Origin of the sequence: Bradyrhizobium sp. 35 (assembly GCF_023073215.1) — a bacterium.
Lineage (GTDB): Bacteria > Pseudomonadota > Alphaproteobacteria > Rhizobiales > Xanthobacteraceae > Bradyrhizobium > Bradyrhizobium canariense_D.
On record NZ_JADPJC010000149.1, the window covers coordinates 23608 to 42959 of the forward strand.

Below are 19352 nucleotides of genomic sequence, written 5' to 3' on the forward strand. Positions count from 1 at the left end.
GTCTCGATCAAGCCGCGCTGGACGCCTTGGCATTGACGCCCTTGCGAAGCGCCACGGTGTTCAGCTTGGTGTTGGCGGCCTTCTCTTCGTTCAGGTTCGTCGTGAGGAAGCGCACGATGTCGTCGTGCCCGAGTTCCTCCGCCCATGCGATCAGCGTGCCGTAGCGGCACATCTCATAATGCTCGACGGCCTGTGCGTTGGCCACGATCGCGGCATCGAGCACGGCCTTGTCCTCGATTTCGCCCGCGGTCTCATCGGCCTCCTTGATGAGGCCGTCGATGGCGGGACAGTGTGTCCCGCTGGGCTCCTTGCCGAGCTTCGCGAATGCCTTGCCGAGCCTGTCGACCTGCTTGTTGGTCTCCTCCAGATGGGCTTTCAAGCCGGCGGCAAGGTCCCTGTTTGTCGCCTTCTCGATCATCTTCGGCAGAGCCTTGAGGATCTGCTGTTCCGCGTAATAGATATCCTGCAGGCCGTGCAGCAGCAGGTCTTCCATCGATTTGATGTCCTTGGTGAAGAATCCCATAAACGACGTCTCCTTTGACAATGATGGAACTGGAACGCTGCACAGCCCTAGCTGTTCCATTCCCGTGATCAGATCAGGAGAGCCGAATGAGCGATGGTGCGGATCATCTTGCGGGCTTGCTCGGACGAGCGGCCATGGACGTGTGGGGTGACATGCCTCGCGACATCCAGGAAGCGCTGTTCGAGACCGCCATGAAGGGGCGTCCTGCGGAGCGGGAAGAGCTCGCGCGACTGCTGCACGAGCGGCATCCCCGTACGCTTCATCCGGCACGGCCTGGCTGAGCCGCGGCAGGAACGATTGTGTCAGAAGCCGATTTGTAAAATGGGCGAGGCGCGGTGAATGGGATTGACGAAGCCCGTGAGCCGTAGCTCGCCCAGGATCAAATCGGTGAGTCGATCGGCGTGACTGAAATGATGATCGGAAAATGGTACGACCCGATCTCCCAGCGATGGATCGTGCCTCGCGAGGAACGTCCGGTGGCGGACTATTCGCAGTCCAACCCGGAGAAGGGGCCGGAAAGCAGCGCATCGCGCGAGGCGCAGCGGATCTGGGACCTGTTGGTCGATTGCTGCGCGCGCGGTTGATGTCCGAGCCGCACCATCATTCGCTTCTACTTGGCAATTCAGAGAGTGATGACATAGACCGCGAAGGCAATGATGAGCGCCAGGCTTACGACGGCGGTGCTGATCAATATCTTGCCCATGGCGCGTCCGTGCTGTCTCGCCGCGTCAATGTAACAGCCGCCATTTTCGTTCCGGAGCGGCAGGTGAAGGTGGCTCCCACTGTTCACATGTGAACAAAGGGTGTCGGCACCAATGGCGTGAACTATATCATTTGATACAGACATGGCTGCGCTCGCACTTATCATCGGCAATCCGGAAAGGCACCGCATGGTGCCATGAGATGGAGACCCGATCGTGCTCAGGCGGCGTCGCGTTCAGCAAACCACCACTCTGCAAGAACGGCTTGCGGAGTTCACCAGGACCATCCGTGAAAAGGCCGAGGCGTTGCCCGACGGCAAGGAGCGGGATGAGCTGATGAAACGGCTCAGAAGCGCCGACGCGGCGTCAAACCTCGACCGTCAATTCGCCGGCAGGGATTGAGCTGGTGGTCTGCCGAGGCGGAGTTTGCGCGTTCAGCCTCTCCGGCGTCAGCTGCGATACCAACTCGCCAGATTCCAGGTCGTGACGTCCCATCCCGACATGTCGACCATGAGGTTGTTGACCCCTGCGTTGACGATGTTGCGGGATAGAAGCGGCAGGAACACGTTGGCCTCGCAAAACGTTTCGTCGACCTTGATCAGCAGCGCGGCCCGCCTGACCGGATCAAGCTCGTTCTGCGCAGACTTGTAGGCCTTGTCGGCCTCGGGATCGGACCAGCGCGAGACGTTGCGGCCGAGCCATTTGTTTTCCTTGTTGGAGATCTCCCAGGAGACGCACTGGTTCAGGAAGCGCTCCGGGTCGGGCTGCGGCTGCGTGGTGTTGTACATCTCCATGTCGGCATAGAACTTAGAGTAGGTGTCGGGGTTGCCGACGTCGGACGAGAAGAACACCGATGCCGTGACCGCCTTGATTTCGATCTCGATCCCGGCCTTCTGGCAGGCCTGCTTGATGATGGCCTGCGTCTTCTGACGCGGCGCATTGGTCGAGGTCTGGAAGACGAATTTGAGCTTCTTGCCGTCTTTCTCGCGGATGCCGTCCGCGGCCTTGGCCCAGCCGGCCTCGTCGAGGATCTTGTTCGCCTTGTCGACGTCGAACTCGTATTTCAGCTTCGGCGACTTGAACTGTTTGGGCGCGTTGACGAAGCTCGCGGTGGCGACGCCGCCGCGCCCGTAAATGAATTTCTGAATCGACTCGCGGTCGATCAGCAGATTGATCGCGCGGCGAACGGCGGGATCGGACAGCGTCGGGTGCTTGGTCTTGGGGCTTGAGCGCTCGCCGTCCACCTCGGTCCAGGGGTCCGTCGTGTTGAGGATGATGAATTCGACGTTGCCTGATGGCGTGACGTCGAGCTTGCCCTTGCCGCTGGCCTCCATGCGTTTGAGGACCTCCTCCTCCACCTGCATGTTCCAGGCATAGTCGTATTCGCCGGTCTGCAGCACGGCGCGAGCCGCGGACACCGCATCGCCACCGCCCTTGATCTCGAGCGTGTCGAAATGCGGCTGGTTCTTGACGTGATAGTCGGGATTGCGTTCGGCCCGGATCAGGTCACCCGGCTTGAACTCGACGAATTTGTAGGGACCAGTGCCGACCGGCTTCAGATTGCCGGGCGCTTCGCGCGACTTCGCGCCGACATAGTCGCCGAAATGATGTTTCGGCAGGATCGGACCGACCGAGCCGACGAAGGGATCGGCCCAGAACGGCGTCGGCGCCTTGAACAGCACCTTGACGGTGTGGTCGTCGATCTTCTCGACCGTGATGTCTTTGTAAGACCCCGTAGTGTACGCCGCCGTGGCGAGATCCGAGGCGTATTGCCAGGTGAACACGACGTCGTCGGCGGTGAAGGGCTTGCCGTCATGCCATCTCACGCCCTGCTTCAGTTTCCAGGTCACGCTCAGGCCGTCCGGCGAAAGGCCGCCGTTCTGCTTGGACGGAGCCTCGGCCGCGAGGCAGGGGACGAGGTTGCCGTCCTTGTCCCAGCCGGCGAGGGGCTCGAAGAAGACGCGCGAGGCGATCTGGTCCTTGGTCCCGAGCGCGAAATGCGGATTGAGCAGTGTAGGGGCCTGCCAGAGCAGGATTTTGAGTGGGCCGCCGCCGCCGGCCTTGGTCGGCTTGTAGGGCAGGGTGGCGTCCGCCATCGCCACGTCGTTCCAGACCAGGATCTGGCTCGCGACAGGCGCCGCGATCCCGATCGCAGCCATCGTCTGCATGAACGAGCGTCGCGACAGGGTGCCCTGCTGCACCTCAGTGATGGACTTGCGGATTTCGTTCTCGTTCATCGGATGATCCCCCACTTCAAGGACAAGTCGTCACCGGCCAAGGCCCATCATGTTTGATCATGGGCGAGGCGGCAATGCCACCAAGGTCAGAAAACCCTGCGGCGAAATGACGAATGTGCGGGGAGAGGTCTGACGCCCGGATGGAGCCGAGCGCAACCAGGATAAGTCCAGCCGCGCTGGCGGCGCCCCGGATTGCGCATCGCTCCATCGGGCTACGGGCAACGATCCGTGGGTTTTGTCGTGACGCGTCTCACGCTTGCGCAGATGCATTCGTTCCCCGCATGCCGTCGAACGGAGAAGCGTCGTCCGCGTCAATCGGTCAATATGGATTTACATTTCATTGATTTCGCGCCGCGGAGAAGCGAATACGGTTCCAATCATTGCCGAGTCATGGAGACCAAGATGTCGTTCTGTTCCACCCTGATCCTTGCGACCGTGCTCGCCGTCTGGTCGGCCGCCGCTTCAGGCGAGACCATCAAGATCGGCGTGACGCCGGGGCCGCACGCCCAGATCTTCGAGGCGGTGAAGCCGATCGCCGCCAAGCAGGGTCTCGACATCCAGCTCATCGAATTCTCCGACTACGTCGTGCCGAACGCAGCGCTCGATGCCGGTGAGATCCAGGCCAATTCGTTCCAGAACCAACCATATTTGGACAATCAGAAGGCGGACCGTGGCTACAAGATCGAAGCCGTCGGCCTGACCGTGAATTTCCCGATCGGCGTCTATTCCAAGAAGCACAAGGCCTTCGCCGATATCCCCGAGGGCGGCAAGGTCTCGATCCCGAACGATCCGACCAATGGCGGCCGCGTGTTGCTGCTGCTGCGCGACCAGGGCGCGATCAAGCTGAAGGACGGCACGGGTTTCAAGCCGACGGTGCTCGATATCACCGAGAATCCCAAGAAGCTGAAGTTCATCGAGGTCGACGCGGCGCAGGCGCCGCGCGCGCTCGACGACGTCGACGCCGCCGCGATCAACACCAATTATGCAACCCAGGCTGGCCTCGATCCCGTCAAGGATCCGATCCTGCGCGAGGACCCGAAGGGTCCCTACGTCAATCTCATCGCCGTTCGCACGGTCGACAAGGACAAGCCCTGGGTCAAGATCCTGGTGGACAGCTATCACACGGCGGAGGTCAAGGAGTTCATCCTGACCAAGTTCAAGGGCGCGGTTCTGCCGAGCTGGTAGGCAGTCTGCCCAGCCAAAGTTCAGCTCAGGGCGATCCCGGCGGGCGGGCTTGCGTACTAGCCCTGCGCAATGCCCGCTTGTCTGGAGCTGCGGCAACCGACATCATCGGGACCTATCCTCGTCCGACAGGGGTCGTATGAAACGCTTAGCAAACCTGAAACGCCTGGGGTTTTTCACACGGCTTCTCGACGAGGCCCCGCCGGCCGACCGATATCGCTTCGCGGCCGAGCAGATCGTGCGCGCCGAGACGGCGGGCCTCGATTCCGCGTGGATCGCGCAGCACCATTTCCACGAGCGCGAGGGCGGCCTGCCGTCCCCCTTCACCTTCCTCGGTTATGTCGCAGCCCAGACCTCGCGCATCAGGCTCGGCACCGGCATCGTCACCTTGCCGCTGGAGAACGCGGTGCGGGTGGCGGAGGATGCCGCGGTGCTCGATCTGCTCTGCAACGGTCGCTTCGAGCTCGGTGTCGGCACCGGCGGCAATCCCTCGGCCTTTGCCGCCTTCGGCCTCGACAGCGCCCAGCGCAACGAGATCTTTGCGCGCAATCTGGACGTCGTCCGCACCGCGTTGGTCGGCAAGCCGCTCGAAGGTGGTGACACGCTCTATCCGCAGCGGCCGCAATTGGACGACAGGATCTGGCAGGCGACGTTCTCTGTCGCGGGCGGCGCGCGTGCCGGCAAGGCAGGCGATGGCCTGTTGCTGTCGCGCACCCAGCCTCGAACCAAGGAGGCGCCGAAGGCAACGCTCGCCGAGATTCAGAATCCGGTGATCGATGCCTATCTCGAGGCGCTGCCGCCGGGACGGGAGCCCCGCATCATGGCCTCGCGCACCGTCTTCGTTGCCGACGACCGGACTGAGGCGATGCGTCTTGCCGATATCGGCCTGCGACGCGCGCTCCCGCAATTCCTCAAGGGCGGCCACGCCAAGCCAGGCGAAACGCTCGAGGAGATGATCGTGGCGTTCGACACCCATGTCGGCGCGGCCGACGACGTCATCGCTTCGCTCCGCGCCGACGCCACGCTGGAGCGGGTGACCGATCTCGTCTTCCAGGCGCATTCGGTCGATGCCCCGCATCCCCACATTCTGCGCTCGATCGAGCTGGTCGCGGAGAAGGTCGCGCCGGCGCTGGGCTGGGCGCGGACGGCGCCCGACGTGGCGCTGGCGGGATAGTCGGAATGAACGGAATCGCGTTGCACGAGGCTGCAAGAGGCTGAATGATGGCTACGAAAGATATCATCGACACGCTCGCCGGGATCGAACCGGGTTCGGCTCTGGACGGCATTCGGGCCAAGCGCATCCAGGCGCGCGACAATGCGCAGAAGAGCTATCTCTCGCTGTTGGAGCCGATCGACGCCGGCGATGTCTCGCTGGTGGAGCGCGCCGCGGTCGCGCTCTTCGTGATCGGCCTTCACCGCGAGCCCACGATGGCCGGCTTCTATCGGGCGAAGTTAGCTGCGACCGCCGATGGCGCGCGCCTGGTCGAAGCTGTCGATGTCGAAATCGCGCGGGGCGAGACCTCGGGCCCCTACGGTGCCTTTCCAGCCGGCCCCCTGTCTGTCGAAAACAAGGCCGGCCTGATCTATCGCGTCGGCGCGGAGCGCAAGCCCGATCTCGGAGACCGGCTCGCTGCAGCGTTCGAGCATGCGCATCTGCTGGTGTTCCGCCCGCGCGATGCGGCTGCAGCCGACATGAAGGCGCTGCTCGCCGCCGGCTGGTCGAACACCGGCATCGTCACGTTTTCCCAGCTCGTTGCGTTCCTATCGTTCCAGGTGCGCGTCGTCACGGGACTGCGCGTGCTCGGTGCCTCGCTCGGGCGCACCACGAACGCCGCGGCCGGCGCGTAAGGAGGCTGCATCATGAGCGCTGCAAACAATGCCGATCCGCCCGTCGTCTTCACCCAGGACGAACTGGGCTGGGTGTCCTGGATCGACCCGCTGCTCGAAGCCGAGCTGACCGAGCGGCATTTCGCGGGCCTCGTCGATCGCTCCCGTTCCAAGTCCGAGTATTTCCGCCTGCTGGTGCGCGACCCTGAGGTGCTGGAAGCCCGCACCAAGACGGACAAGGACATCTTCTACAACGTCGCCGACGGCCTGCCGCGCGCCGAGCGCGAGCTCGCGGCGGCTGCGACCTCGCGCTACAACGGCTGCATCTACTGCGCCTCCGTGCATGCGCGTTTCGCCAGCACTTATTCCAAGCGCCGCGACGATGTGCAGCGCCTGCTCGACGAGGGCGTCGGCGCCGATCTCGGCGAGCGCTGGAATGCGGTCGTCAAGGCCTCGGTGGCGTTGGCTGCGACGCCGATCGCGTTCAGCGCCGACAATATCGATGAGCTGCGCCGCGCCGGTCTCGACGATGCCGAGATCGTCGACGTCATCAACGGCGCGTCGTTCTTCAACTGGGCGAACCGGCTGATGCTGTCGCTTGGCGAGCCCTCGAAATAGCCAATCTCACCGGCATGAAAATTGCTAGTTGTTTCAACGCCTGACAGGATGGAGCCGTCCATGAGCAACATCGATCGTCGTACCCTGGTCAAGGGCTCGCTTGCCGCCATGATGGCGGGGGCAGCCTTCTCGCGCGCCGCGCTTGCGCAATCGTCCGAACCGATTTTGCTGGGCGTCAGTGGTCCGTTGACCGGGCCGAACGCACAATATGGCACGCAGTGGAAGCAGGGCTTTGATCTCGCGCTCGACGAGATCCAGGCCGCGGGCGGCATCAACGGTCGCAAGCTCGCCTATAGTTTCGAGGACAGCCAGAGCGACCCGCGCCAGTCGGTGGCGATCGCCCAGAAGTTCGTCTCCGATCCCAGGATTGTCATGGAGCTCGGCGACTTCTCCAGCCCCGCCTCGATGGCGGCCTCGCCGATCTATCAGCGCGGCGGGCTGGTGCAGTTCGGATTCACAAATTCGCATCCGGATTTCACCAAGGGCGGCGACTTCATGTGGAGCACCTCGGTCAGCCAGGCTGACGAGCAGCCGCTGCTGGCGGCCTATGCCGTCAAGCGCCTCGGCCTGAAGAAGCTCGCCGTGCTGCACCTCAACACCGATTGGGGCCGTACCAGCCGCGACTATTTCGTTAAGGCCGCGAAGGAGCACGGCGCCGAAATCGCCGTCACCGAAGGCTACATCGCGGAGGAGCGCGACTTCCGCTCCACGCTGGTGCGTGTCCGCGACGCCAATCCCGACGGGCTGATCCTGATCTCCTATTATTCCGACGGTGCGCTGATCGCGCGCCAGGCGCGCCAGGTTGGGCTGAAGCAGGTGATCTGCGCCGCGAGCTCGGTCTACTCGCCGAAATTCCTGGAGCTCGGCGGCGAGGCCGTCGAGGATGTTCATGTCGGCACGCGCTACTTCCCGGAAGACCCGCGCCCCGAGGTGCAGACGTTCATCGCCGGCTTCAAGAAGAAATACAACGGGGTGGAGCCCGACGCGTTCAACGCCTACGCCTATGACGCGATGAACATGGCGGCCGCCGTGGTGAGGATCGGCGGCGCCGACCGGCGCGCGATCCGCGATGCCTTCACGAAAGTGAAGGACGTCTCGAGCGTGATCTTCGGCAAAGCGACGTTCGACGTCGAGAGCCGGCGCGTCAAGGGCGCCATGAATGCGGAGCTCGTCGTGCGCAAGGGCCAGTTCGCCCTCTGGGACGGCAAGCCGACCTGAGGGGATCTCCTGCGTGTCTTCCTGGCTCGACTACACGATCAACGGGCTGATCGTCGGTAACGTCTACGCCCTCGTTGCGGTCGGGCTCGCGCTGATCTTCGGCGTCAGCCGGCTGATCAACTTTGCGCAAGGATCGATCTACCTCGTCGGCGCCTATATCGGCTGGGTCGCGGTGGTGCAGCTGCATACGCCACTGCCGCTCACCATCATCCTGGTCGCGGTGGCGGCGGCGCTGGTCGGCTTGATCATCGAGCGGTTCGGCCTGCGCCCGCTGCAGAACTCGGTGCGCATCGCACCGCTGCTGGCGACCATCGGCATCAGCTTCGTGCTCGATCAGCTCGTGATGCTGACTTTTTCGCCCAATCCGCGCGCATTGCCGAGCCAGTTGCCGGATGTCCGCTTCCAGATCGGCGGCGGCACGATCGGCCCGCTCGATCTGCTCATCGCCGGTGTCGGCCTCACCAGCGCGTTGCTGCTGTTCGTGTTCCTGCGCTACAGCAAGCTCGGCTGGGCCGTGCGTGCCACCGCGCAGGACCGCGACGCCGCGATGCAGATGGGCGTCGACGTCAACCGCGTCAATCAGGCCGTGTTCGGCATTGCGGCTGCGCTCGGCGGCGTCTCCGGCCTGCTGGTCGGTATGTACTATAACCAGATCGACACCGCGATGAGCCTGCAGGCGACGCTCAAGGGCGTCGTCGCCGAAGTCGTCGGCGGTGCCGGCAATGTGCCGGGTGCGGTGATCGGCAGCCTGCTGCTGGGATTGGTGGAGAGCTACGGCGTTGCCGTGTTCGGCACCAGCTACCGCAACCTGTTCGCGTTCCTGCTGCTGGTCGTGGTGCTCGTGCTGCGCCCGAACGGTCTGTTCGCCAGCGCACGGCAGGCGCCGCCCGAGCCGCTCACCGGCACTTTCATCGCGCCGAGCCGCCCGGTCCGGATTCCGCGCTGGGCTCTGCTGATCGCTGCCATCGTCTTCGCGATCCTGCCGCTGTTGCCCGTGTCGTTCTACGTGCTCCAGACCCTGATCAACGCCTGGCTGCTCGGCATGCTCGCGCTGAGCCTCACCCTGGTTGCAGGCACGATTGGTCAGGTCTCGCTGGGACACGCCGCGCTGCTCGCGATCGGCGCCTACACCTCCGCGCTGCTGTCGCTCACGTTCGCTGTCCCGGTCGGCCTTGCCATCATCGGCGGCGGCCTGATGAGTGCTGCGCTGGGCACGGCGCTGATCTCGCCGTCGTTCCGGCTGCGCGGACATTATGTGTCAATCGCGACGCTCGCGATCGGCGAGATCGTCTCGCTGGTGATCCTGAATTGGGAGAGCGTCACGCGCGGGCCGATCGGCATCTCCGGCATCCCGCCGCTGTCGCTGTTTGGCTATGAGCTGGTCAGCCCGATTTCGATCTACTGGTTCAGCTTCATCGTGATGGTCGTGCTGGCGCTGCTGCAGGGACGCCTGCTCGGCTCGCATCTCGGCCGCAGCTTTCGCGCCATCCGCGACGACGACATCGCCGCGCGGGCCTATGGCCTCAGCCTGAATCGCTACAAATCGCTGGCCTTCATCTTCGGCGGCTTTGCCGCGGGGGTCAGCGGCGGCATCGCCGCGCATCTCTATTCCTATATCAACCACGAGACCTTCAACACGCAGCAATCCATCCTGGCGCTGACCGTCGTCATCCTCGGCGGTCTCGGCAATGTCGTCGGGGCGATTCTCGGGGCGGTCGCGCTGGTCGGCCTGCCGGAAGTGTTCCGCATCGCGGCGGAGTATCGCATCCTGATCTACGGCATCGTGCTGCTGCTGCTGGTGCGGTTCAGGCCGCAGGGCCTTTTGGGGACGGTGTGATGATGGACGCACACACGGCGATGCTGTCCCTGCGCGGGCTGACGCGGCGCTTCGGCGGCCTCACCGCCGTCGACGCCATCGATCTCGATCTCGCCAAAGGCGAGCTGATCAGCATCATCGGCCCGAACGGGGCGGGCAAGACAACGCTGTTCAATCTCGTGACCGGGCTTGACCTTCCGGACGCCGGGACGGTTCGCTTCGAAGGTCAGGACATCACAGGTTTCTCGCCGGAACGGCTGGCGGCCGGAGGCATCGCGCGGACGTTCCAGCTCGGCCGCGCCTTCGGCAATCTCAGCGTGATGGACAACGTCCTGATCGGTGCGCATACGCGCTTGCGCGCGGTGAAACCGGCAGTGCCGGTGATCGGCCCGCTGCTGGAATTGGGTCTGGCGCTGCTGCGCCCCGCCAGCGTCAAGGCGGAGGAAGAGCGGCTGCGCGAGGAGGTGAAGGTCATTCTCGCGCGCTTCGGCGAGCGGTTGCTGCCGCGTATCGATCAGCCGGCCTACAGCCTCTCTTACGCCAACCGCCGCCGCGTCGAGATCGCGCGCGCGCTCGCCTTGAAGCCGCGCCTGCTGCTGCTGGACGAGCCGACCGCCGGCATGAATCCGACCGAGACCACGGAGATGCAGGGGCTCGTCGCCGAGCTGAAAGCCGAAGGGCTGACGATCGTGCTGATCGAGCACAAGCTCGAAATGGTGATGCGCCTCTCCGATCGCGTCATCGTCATGGACGAGGGCAAGAAAATCGCGGAAGGCCCGGGCGAAGCGGTGCGCGGTGATCCCAAGGTGATCGAGGCCTATCTCGGCCACGGCCTGACGACGAAGCAGGAGAGCGCGGCATGACGAACCCGCCTCCCGATGCGCTGCTCGCGATCACCGACGTCAATACCTTCTATGGTCAGGCCCAGGTGCATTTCGACCTGTCGATATCAGTTCCGCGCGGCCACATCGTCTGCCTGCTCGGCGGCAATGCCAGCGGCAAATCGACCACGATGAAGATCATTCTAGGCCTCGTGAAGCCGCGCTCGGGCGACGTGACGTTCGACGGCACTTCGCTACTGGGACTTACCACGCCGCAGATCGTCCGCCGCGGCATCGCCTCGGTGCCGGAGGCACGGCGGCTGTTCGCCGACATGAGCGTCCGCGAGAACATTTTGATGGGCGCCTTCGTGCGCGACGACCGCGAGGCGATCGCGCAGGATCTCGACAAGATGCTCACGCTGTTCCCGAAGCTCGGCCAACGGCTGTCGCAGCGCGCCGGCTCGCTCTCGGGCGGCGAGCAGCAGATGGTCGCGATGGCGCGGGCGCTGATGAGCCGTCCCCGGATGATCGTGATGGACGAGCCGACCATGGGCCTGTCGCCGCTTTACGTCGACCGCGTGCTGGAGCTGATCCGCACCATCAACCAGGAGGGCGTCTCGGTCTTCATGGTCGAGCAGAACGCCAGCCTCGCGCTCGAGATCGCGCACGAGGCCTATGTGCTCCAGACCGGCAAGATCGTTCTCTCCGGCTCCGCCCGCGCGCTGAAGGACGATCCCCGCATCCGCGATGCCTATCTCGGCGGCTCCGAGGCGGCGTAGCGCCATCTCGGCCTGCATGGTTCGAGACGCCCGCCCTCGGCGGGCGCCTCACCATGAGGGTCTGGCAACCTCGCGGCGAAGCAAGACCTCATCCTAAAGGAGCCCGCGCAGCGGGCGTCCCGAAGGACGCCGCAAGCACTGCTGCAGAACCGTGCCGCCCCTCCGGGATTGCACTGGTCAGTATGACCACCTTATGAAAAGATCATACCGCTCGTGCGATGGGTCGTGCAGCGGACGGAATGATTGGCGTGACGAAATTATCTTTGCGGGCGGTCGACCCCGGAATGATGCTGCTGTTCGGCGGGTTGATCGCGGCCAACATCGGGGCGTGGGCTTGGGCGTTCGCGGCGTTCGGTGACCGGCCGACGGTGATGGCGACCGCGCTGCTTGCCTGGGTGTTCGGCCTGCGCCACGCCGTCGATGCCGACCACATCGCGGCCATCGACAACGTCGTGCGCAAGCTGATGCAGGCCGGCGATGCGCCGCGCAGCGTTGGTCTCTATTTCGCGCTTGGTCATTCCACCGTGGTTGTGGTCGCGACCATGCTGCTCGCGCTGGGCTTGGTGAGCCTTGGCGGCGACAGCCTGCTCAAGGACGTCGGCGGCTTCATCGGCACGTCGGTGTCGGCGCTGTTCCTGCTGGTGATCGCGGCCATCAACCTGGTCATCTTCGCCGGCCTGTGGCGGACGTTCCGGATCGCGCGCGCGCAAGGCATTCACGACGCCGCGCAGCTTGATGCGCTGCTCGCCAGCCGCGGATTGCTGGCGCGGCTGCTCGGCCCGATGTTCCGCCTGGTGACCACGCCGGCGCATATGTACCCGCTCGGCTTCCTGTTCGGCCTCGGCTTCGACACCGCCACCGAGATCGGCCTGCTCAGCATCTCCGCCAGCGAATACGCGCTTGGTGCATCGCTGGCCGACGTCATGGTCTTTCCCGCGCTGTTCGCATCAGGCATGGCGCTGGTCGATACCGCCGATTCCGCGCTGATGGTTAGCGCTTATCGTTGGGCCTTCGTCGATCCCTTACGGAAGCTCTGGTACAACCTCACGATCACCGGTGCCTCGGTCGCGGTGGCGCTGTTCATCGGCGGCATTGAGGCGCTTGGCCTGATCGGGGATCGGCTCGGCCTGTCTGGCGGTGTGTGGACGCTGGTCGACGGCCTCAACGATTCACTCGCGAACGTCGGCTTCGCCGTGGTCGCGCTATTCGCGATTGCATGGCTGGTTTCGGTCATGCTCTATCGCAGGCTATTCGCGCTCGAGCGGCGGCGCACGCCCGATGTGCTGGTGGGCGCCGATGCTACCGAGACAGCGTGAGTCAATCGTGGGCTCAAGCCGAAGCTGCGCTCTCCGCCGGCAGGTCGTCGGCATTGGGATCGCCCGGCGCGGTGGCCCACGCCAATTCCACCAGCGTCACGAACCTGCGGCCGGCGCCGTCGAGCTGGCAGACGATCAGGCCCTGCTCTTCCATGTAGCCGAGCAGGCGCTGAGCCCGGCGCAGCGAATGCGAGCCGTAGGCGCGGGCGATCGCGGCGTCGCCGGGGCAGGGCCAGCCTTCTTTCGCCGCGCGCGCGATCATCATGAACACGCCTTGCATGTCGTCGGGCAGGATCGAGGCGCGCAGCGACACGTCCTGCCAGGCGTCGTCCTCGGCATGCTCGGCGCCGAGCCCGGCGCGTGCGCGTGTCAGCATGCGGCGGAATTCGGTGAGGTCGGGCACCGCCGAGCCGAGTCCCTCGATGCGGCAGCGAACCACGAACTCCTGGTACAGCACGCCGACCGCGCGGAAACCGGCGTCGGGCGCGGCGAGCACGGCACGAAGGGTCCGATCCACGCGTTCGCGCCGTTCGGCAAGCTCTTCGGCACTAATCGGGACCTCGATTATTTCGGGGCCGATCTCTGGTGCCGCAGCCTTCGCGGCGCGGAGCTGCTCGAGCAGATCGGGCGCGGGCCGGCGCTGCGGCCGGCTGGCATCGGGCGGCGGCGCGGCCAGGATCACGGCGCGCATATTTTCGAGTGCGGCTTCGGGCATCGGCATCAGCCGCGGCGTGGAATTGCGCGGCTGGGTTTCGGTCGCGCCGATGTTCAAACGCAGCGGCCGGCGTGACAGCGCGGGGCCGAGCGCCATGAATTGTCCGCGTTCGAGATCGCGAAACGATTCGGCCTGCCGCCGCTCCATGCCGAGCAGGTCGGCGGCGCGCGCCATGTCGATGTCGAGGAAGGTGCGGCCCATCAGGAAGTTGGACGCTTCCGCCGCGACGTTCTTGGCGAGCTTCGCCAGCCGCTGGGTCGCGATGATCCCGGCAAGCCCGCGCTTGCGGCCGCGGCACATCAGATTGGTCATCGCGCCGAGCGAAAGCTTTCGCGCTTCGTCCGAGACTTCGCCCGCCACCGCAGGCGCAAACAGCTGCGCCTCGTCGACCACGACCAGCATCGGATACCAATGGTCGCGGTCCACGTCGAACAGTCCGCCGAGGAAGGCCGCGGCGCGGCGCATCTGGTTCTCGGCGTCGAGCCCTTCGAGGTTGAGCACGGTGGAGACGCGATGCAGCCGCGCGCGCTCGCCGGCAACCTGAAGGCCGCGTTCGGTGTGATCCTGGGCCTCGATCACGAGATGGTCGAAATGCTCCGCCAGGGAGACGAAATCGCCTTCGGGATCGATGATCGCCTGCTGCACCCAGGGTGCGCTCTGCTCCAGCAGCCGCCGCAACAGATGTGATTTTCCGGAACCCGAATTGCCTTGCACCAGGAGGCGGGTCGCCAGCAGTTCCTCGAGGTCCATGGCCGCCGCGGCGCCCGCCGTGGTCTGCCCCATCTCGATCGCAACCGTCATGCCCGACTCAAGTCCCATCATTCGCGGACAGGGGCTTATCAATCCGGCCGTGGCGCGTCGAGCACCATGGCGTAAATCATGCGTTGTTGCCCACGGCGGATTTCAGGCGCGATTCGATTGCCGTAGAAGTGCGGGCCGATAGGGCGCTTGCGGACCGGCGTCCTGGGGTATCACTTGCGCGAGTTCCCCCCTTGATGTGCGAAACCGCCATTGCACCGTGCGCTTGGCATGCGCCCAGCCAATGATGGGTGCGGGGCAAAGGGGATCGCGGCCCGTTACAGCGCGCCCGATCCGCCCTGCACGATCTTCTCGTTGAGCTTCAGGTCCACGGTCTCGACCGTGCGGTCGATCTCTGCATTGGGCGCGCCGAGCTGATGCGAGATCAGCTTGACCAGCAGGTCGACGCGCTCGATGAAGGGCGCGCCGCCGGCCACTGCGCGTGCGGCCGATGACGGCTTCAGCAGGCTCTCGGCAGCCTTGGCGTATTTCGCGAACGGCACCTGGTCCTGCGGATCGGCGCCGAGACGCCTGGCGATGGCGTCGACATGCTCGTAGATCGTCTGCGAGCGCGCGAGATCACCGTGCACGGCGTCCCGGATCGACTGCGGCTCGTGCGGCGTGATGCAGCGGTAGTTGCCGGTCAGCAGCATCGACCATTTGGCCAGCGGCACGAACAGGGAATCGAACACCTTCAGCTTCACCGGCACGTCGTGGCCGTCGAGCGTCACCGCGTCGATGTCGGCTTCGAGCTCGCGCAGCACCTTGTTGTGCTTCTCGTCGGCGAACACGGATGCCTTGAAATTCGTGGGCAGACCGACGTGCAGCACGTTCGCAGCCTCTTCCGGCGGACGGAATGCCTGCGGGTCGGGCGAGCACAGGGTCACCAGCCCCGGCTCGAAGCGCTCCCACACCTGCGCATTGGTGTAGGCCTCCTCGAGATCCATGTCTGCGAGCGAGGGGATCCGCTTCAGATAGGGCAGCGGCGGCATGTTCATGATCGAGAGGCACGGCAGCTTCGCCGCGGCGATCCTGACCATGAGAACGCGCACCGTATGGTTGGTGTATTGCGGCTCCTGCATCGCAAGGCCGACCATGTCGTAACGCGACAAGTCCACATTGGCCGGCGTCACGGCGTCGAGCTTGCCGGGCAGGTCGCGCGAGAAGATGGCGCGGTGAACGGCCTCGTCACGCAACTTGATTCGCACCTCGGTCCCCTCGCGGTTGATCAGCTCCGCGGTCTTGGCGCGGCAGACCAGGGTCACATTGTGCCCCGCCATCAGCAGCTTCGTGCCCAGCAGGGAACCGTAGGAAGCCCCGAGAATCAGGATGTTACGCGCCATGTCTCGTCCCTTTGACAATTTGTGATTTTTAAGACCCGGCCGTCATCCGCGGGCGAGTTTGGCGGGCATGTAAGGCAAAGTGCGTGCGGATGGCAACTGGGATATGGATACAAGGCGCGGATCAGCGGGCGGCCCGGCGTGTTGCTTGACGCCGAAAGCAAGACGACGCCAAACCGGCGGCGGTTGTGCAGGGTCGTTGAGTTGCTCAAATAACTGGCTTACCGAAGTAAGAAATGTTGCACATCTCGATCGCCCAGGCTCTCCCAGAACGCGATCATACCTCGTCACGTCTCGCGCGCCGGGTGCGGATGAGCGACTTCGAGGATTTTGTCGCGCCGGTTTTCCTGCGACATTGACTAGCGGAAAGCCCTTTGGCGAAGGCCATCGGCATCGATCAGGCGGTAACCCGCCGCATTTTTATCGCTGGCGTGATTGGTGGCGCGCCGGATCGGCGTCATGAGGAATCATGATGGAAGCCGACACAGGCGATGCCTTCTCCCTCGTTAAATGAGCTCCAATTTTAGTCGTCCACCGCAACAAAAAACTGCAAACGCGGGACAGCAAAAAATGGCAGAGTGGTGCGGGGCCTAAACTGTGTATCAGCAACGGAGCTGAGACGTGACGATTGAGTTGGAGTCGGCGTGCGACTTGTTTTGCGACCGGTTCGTTCGGACTGTAGTCCGTCCGGTCCAGTGCCCCCGCCCGCGAAGGGAAAACGGAACGATCATCGGGACGGCAGACGCAAGCGCGATCACGCACGCATGACATCGCCTCGAGCAGACATGCAGGGCGTTGCGCTGACAGCGCTGCGCCGAGTCCAAGCAACCGCCGACGCGCCGTTCGGGGACGGGCATGGAAGATGATCATTGGCCTCACGGCACGTGCGACGGCGCCGGTCGAAGCCTGGCGTGCTTGCGAAAACGCGCGTCCCATTTTTTCGAAAGCTTGTCCGTCGCGGAACTCGTGCGCGAGGCGCACAGGCATCGGTGGATTTCGGAGTGGTTGAGGATCTCAGGCGAGTACCGGATATTCGCCGAATCGGCGCGCGTAACCAGTTCAGCTCAGATCGCGCGGGAAGCGTGGCTGTGCTCGCTGACGGCCCTTGAAGTCGCGAGGAACCTGTCTTGGCCCGGAGATCCCGGGGGTACCGACCTCGTAGACAAGGTCAGACTCTGCCTGAGGGGCTTCGAGGAGGACGCCGGTTCGGCGATCGAGCGTGTGGAGATCGACTGCTTTGATCAAGGCTCGCTTGCGGGCTACTTTCTGCCGGCGTTCCCCGATCGGTCTTTCGCACCCGCGGTTATCTGCGTCAGCGACGAGGACATCACCCTCGGCTCGATGATGAGCAGGCTGTTGCCGGCTTCAGGGCGACGGAACGTGTCACTCCTGCTCGTTGATGCCGGCGATTCATCCGGTCGTAGCCCCTTCAAGCCGGCGCATATTCTTCAATGCTGGCTGGATTACCTGGAAGCTCGTCCGGACGTCGATTCGCAGCAGATCGCGGTCTACGGCGAGGGGGCGGCCGCCAGTCACGCATCCCGTCTTGCCCTCGTGGATCGCAGAATGGCTGCCGCCGTGTGCGACGGCGGCATTGCGACGCCGGTCATGCGCCGGGCATCGCTGCGCTGGATGATCGGCGTCGAGCAGGCGGTCCGTGACGGGCCCTCGACGGGTTCGTTGCTGCCGTTGTGTCGGATACCTGCGTGCCGATGCGAACCTCAATACCAATTCGGACTTCAACCCGAACCAGAGCGGTGTTGCCGGTGCACGCAACCGCCTGATGAACTACTACACCTTCCGCGCTCGTGAAGACCTCAACATCGACACCCGCACCGCGACCGAATACGGCGTGGTCCGCACGTTCTTCGACGGCGTCTTTACCTGGACGACCGGCAACTATTCGGGCACCGGTTCGGCAACGGGTGGCACCCAGTACAGCGGTACGCTCGGTCTCAACGCTGCGGGCACAGGCCTCGTCGGTTCGGGGTAGCGGCAACGTCAACGGCACCGACGGCAATACCTCGGCCGGTGCGCTCGGCGTATACTACGCCTTCATCCAGTTCGCCGGCTTCACGATGGGTAAGGCCGTGTCGCAGTTCGACGCGCCCTGGACCAACTATCCCGGCAACATCACCGACAACCTCGTCGGCGGCAGCGGCACCGTTACTGGCGTCACCCAGTTCACATACACCGCCGACTTCGGCCAGGGCGTCACGGCATCGTTCTCCGCTGAAGATGCGACGGCCTACTATCAGGCCGGCAACCTCAACATGACCGGCGCGACCGCAGGTGGCATCATCGGCGGCTCATACGGCACCAACGCCCTCGGCGGCTCGCGTTCGCCGAACCTCGTCGGTCAGGTGCGTGTCGATCAGGCCTGGGGTCTCTTCCAGGCGTCAGTGGCTGCGCATGACAACCATGTCGCCTATTACGGCGCGACCGAAGCCACCGGCCATCCCGACGACAAGTGGGGTTGGGCGGTTCAGCTCGCTTTGTCGATCAAGAACATCCCGACCGGCGCGGGTGACACGATCAACATCCAGGGCGTCTACACCGACGGCGCGACCCGCTACAACTTCCAGAACCTGTCGGGCAGCAGCTACTCGCTGTTCGGTAGCTCTGGTGTTGCCTACCAGAGCGTTGGCTTCGCCAATGCTCCCGACACGGTGTACGTGACCGGTAGCTCGCAGGAAACCGTCAAGACCTGGGGCTTCCGTGGCGCTTACACCCACAACTGGGATCCCAACTGGAACTCCTCGCTGTACGGTGCTTACGCTCAGGCCCAGTTCGGCACGCTGGCCAAGACCACCATCTGCGGCGCCGGCGGCGGCGCCGGTGTGTTCGGAGCCCTGGCAGGTGTGACGGGTTGCAACCCGGACTTCGCGATCGGCCAGCTAGGTGTCGTCACCCGGTGGACCCCGGTCAAGAACCTGACCTTCTCGGCGGACGTGTCCTGGACCCATCTCGACCAGAAGTATTCTGGTACGGTTGGCGCCTCCCCGAGCGTCGCGACCGCCAAGCCGAAGGCGGCCTACGAGCTGAAGGATCAGGACTCGGTCGCCATGATCCTCCGCGCTCAGCGCAACTGGTAAAATCTATCGAAACACATGAACGAACACCCGGCGGGAAACCGCCGGGTGTTTTTTTGCGCAAGGCAGATGATATAGGGCGGCGAAGCCCCGGTGCCCGGATGGAGCGCAAGCGTGATCCGGGGGCTGCTCGCGCTGCGTCCGGCACCTTCCCGGATCACGCTTCGCTTCATCCGGGCTACGGGACCGCGCCTGTGTCGCCCCCGTGTCAATCCGCCGCCGCAAAAAGATTCCGCTTTACCGAAATTCGGAAATGGCGTATGTGTCGTGCATCCCGGCTCATCCTTGAGGGGCGATCTTGTGGTCGTCATGTTCGCGAGCCGGGCTTGCGGTGGACGCGGCAGCGTTCGGGTGCGAGAGGCCAAGGGC

At 64.4% G+C, this 19352-nt stretch carries 18 protein-coding genes and 1 pseudogene; 15 read left to right on the forward strand and 4 right to left on the reverse strand.

What is annotated here, in order from left to right; translation table 11 throughout:
- Window positions 1-7: 7 nt before the first annotated feature.
- Window positions 8-523, reverse strand: coding sequence for a ferritin-like domain-containing protein (locus IVB36_RS31605; RefSeq protein ID WP_018453931.1), 516 nt, complete (start codon window positions 521-523; stop codon window positions 8-10).
- 86 nt (window positions 524-609) lie between these two features.
- On the opposite strand from IVB36_RS31605, the gene IVB36_RS31610 reads away from it, so the two are divergent.
- The 4 genes from IVB36_RS31610 to IVB36_RS31625 all read left to right on the forward strand — a co-directional run bounded on the left by IVB36_RS31610 (window position 610) and on the right by IVB36_RS31625 (window position 1626).
- Window positions 610-804 carry a hypothetical protein gene (locus tag IVB36_RS31610; protein ID WP_007614011.1) on the forward strand — a complete coding sequence of 65 codons (195 nt, stop codon included), beginning with the start codon at window positions 610-612 and terminating at the stop codon, window positions 802-804.
- A 120-nt stretch (window positions 805-924) separates the two neighbouring features.
- Window positions 925-1107: a hypothetical protein gene (locus IVB36_RS31615; protein WP_143273038.1), complete on the forward strand. Its 183-nt coding sequence runs from the start codon at window positions 925-927 to the stop codon at window positions 1105-1107.
- Window positions 1107-1319: a hypothetical protein gene (locus tag IVB36_RS31620; protein ID WP_143273036.1), complete on the forward strand. Its 213-nt coding sequence runs from the start codon at window positions 1107-1109 to the stop codon at window positions 1317-1319. Before IVB36_RS31615 ends, IVB36_RS31620 begins: the two co-directional genes overlap by 1 nt.
- A gap of 121 nt (window positions 1320-1440) precedes the next feature.
- Window positions 1441-1626, forward strand: a complete 186-nt coding sequence (locus IVB36_RS31625) for a hypothetical protein (RefSeq protein ID WP_018453934.1) — start codon at window positions 1441-1443, stop codon at window positions 1624-1626.
- A 47-nt stretch (window positions 1627-1673) separates the two neighbouring features.
- Here IVB36_RS31625 and IVB36_RS31630 read toward each other — a convergent pair whose 3' ends face one another.
- The gene (locus IVB36_RS31630) at window positions 1674-3461 is read right to left on the reverse strand and encodes a peptide ABC transporter substrate-binding protein (RefSeq protein ID WP_085348497.1); all 1788 of its coding nucleotides are present in this window, start codon (window positions 3459-3461) and stop codon (window positions 1674-1676) included.
- Between the two features lie 390 nt (window positions 3462-3851).
- On the opposite strand from IVB36_RS31630, the gene IVB36_RS31635 reads away from it, so the two are divergent.
- The 9 genes from IVB36_RS31635 (at window position 3852) to IVB36_RS31675 (ending at window position 13038) form a co-directional block, all read left to right on the forward strand.
- Window positions 3852-4646 (forward strand): MetQ/NlpA family ABC transporter substrate-binding protein, encoded by a 795-nt coding sequence (locus IVB36_RS31635; RefSeq protein WP_247295672.1) that lies wholly within the window; start codon window positions 3852-3854, stop codon window positions 4644-4646.
- A 136-nt stretch (window positions 4647-4782) separates the two neighbouring features.
- Window positions 4783-5817 carry a putative FMN-dependent luciferase-like monooxygenase gene (locus tag IVB36_RS31640; protein WP_085383546.1) on the forward strand — a complete coding sequence of 345 codons (1035 nt, stop codon included), beginning with the start codon at window positions 4783-4785 and terminating at the stop codon, window positions 5815-5817.
- A 47-nt stretch (window positions 5818-5864) separates the two neighbouring features.
- Window positions 5865-6491: a CMD domain protein gene (locus tag IVB36_RS31645; RefSeq protein ID WP_085383552.1), complete on the forward strand. Its 627-nt coding sequence runs from the start codon at window positions 5865-5867 to the stop codon at window positions 6489-6491.
- A gap of 12 nt (window positions 6492-6503) precedes the next feature.
- Complete coding sequence (locus IVB36_RS31650) at window positions 6504-7088, forward strand: alkylhydroperoxidase domain protein (RefSeq protein ID WP_247394196.1); 585 nt, start codon at window positions 6504-6506, stop codon at window positions 7086-7088.
- A gap of 60 nt (window positions 7089-7148) precedes the next feature.
- Window positions 7149-8306, forward strand: a complete 1158-nt coding sequence (locus tag IVB36_RS31655) for an ABC transporter substrate-binding protein (protein ID WP_247295676.1) — start codon at window positions 7149-7151, stop codon at window positions 8304-8306.
- A gap of 13 nt (window positions 8307-8319) precedes the next feature.
- The gene (locus tag IVB36_RS31660; protein ID WP_247337725.1) at window positions 8320-10143 is read left to right on the forward strand and encodes an ABC transporter permease; all 1824 of its coding nucleotides are present in this window, start codon (window positions 8320-8322) and stop codon (window positions 10141-10143) included.
- On the forward strand, window positions 10143-10985 hold the full coding sequence (locus IVB36_RS31665; protein ID WP_247366663.1) for an ABC transporter ATP-binding protein: 843 nt from the start codon (window positions 10143-10145) through the stop codon (window positions 10983-10985). The genes IVB36_RS31660 and IVB36_RS31665 overlap by 1 nt, the downstream gene beginning before the upstream one ends.
- Window positions 10982-11722, forward strand: a complete 741-nt coding sequence (locus IVB36_RS31670; RefSeq protein WP_085357560.1) for an ABC transporter ATP-binding protein — start codon at window positions 10982-10984, stop codon at window positions 11720-11722. Before IVB36_RS31665 ends, IVB36_RS31670 begins: the two co-directional genes overlap by 4 nt.
- Before the next feature lie 284 nt (window positions 11723-12006).
- A complete protein-coding gene (locus tag IVB36_RS31675; RefSeq protein WP_247394200.1) occupies window positions 12007-13038 on the forward strand; it encodes a HoxN/HupN/NixA family nickel/cobalt transporter in 1032 nt (343 codons plus the stop codon).
- Between the two features lie 13 nt (window positions 13039-13051).
- On the opposite strand, the gene IVB36_RS31680 is transcribed toward IVB36_RS31675, so the two are convergent.
- Both IVB36_RS31680 and IVB36_RS31685 read right to left on the reverse strand, forming a co-directional pair.
- Window positions 13052-14554, reverse strand: coding sequence for an ATP-binding protein (locus IVB36_RS31680; protein WP_026232634.1), 1503 nt, complete (start codon window positions 14552-14554; stop codon window positions 13052-13054).
- 275 nt (window positions 14555-14829) lie between these two features.
- The gene (locus tag IVB36_RS31685) at window positions 14830-15894 is read right to left on the reverse strand and encodes a 2-dehydropantoate 2-reductase N-terminal domain-containing protein (protein WP_007595931.1); all 1065 of its coding nucleotides are present in this window, start codon (window positions 15892-15894) and stop codon (window positions 14830-14832) included.
- An 852-nt stretch (window positions 15895-16746) separates the two neighbouring features.
- Here IVB36_RS31685 and IVB36_RS31690 point away from each other — a divergent pair.
- Window positions 16747-17703 carry an alpha/beta hydrolase gene (locus IVB36_RS31690; protein WP_247394198.1) on the forward strand — a complete coding sequence of 319 codons (957 nt, stop codon included), beginning with the start codon at window positions 16747-16749 and terminating at the stop codon, window positions 17701-17703.
- Window positions 17588-18986: pseudogene (locus IVB36_RS31695) on the forward strand (porin); the annotation flags it as partial. The gene IVB36_RS31690 and the pseudogene IVB36_RS31695, both read left to right, overlap by 116 nt.
- Window positions 18987-19352: the final 366 nt, after the last annotated feature.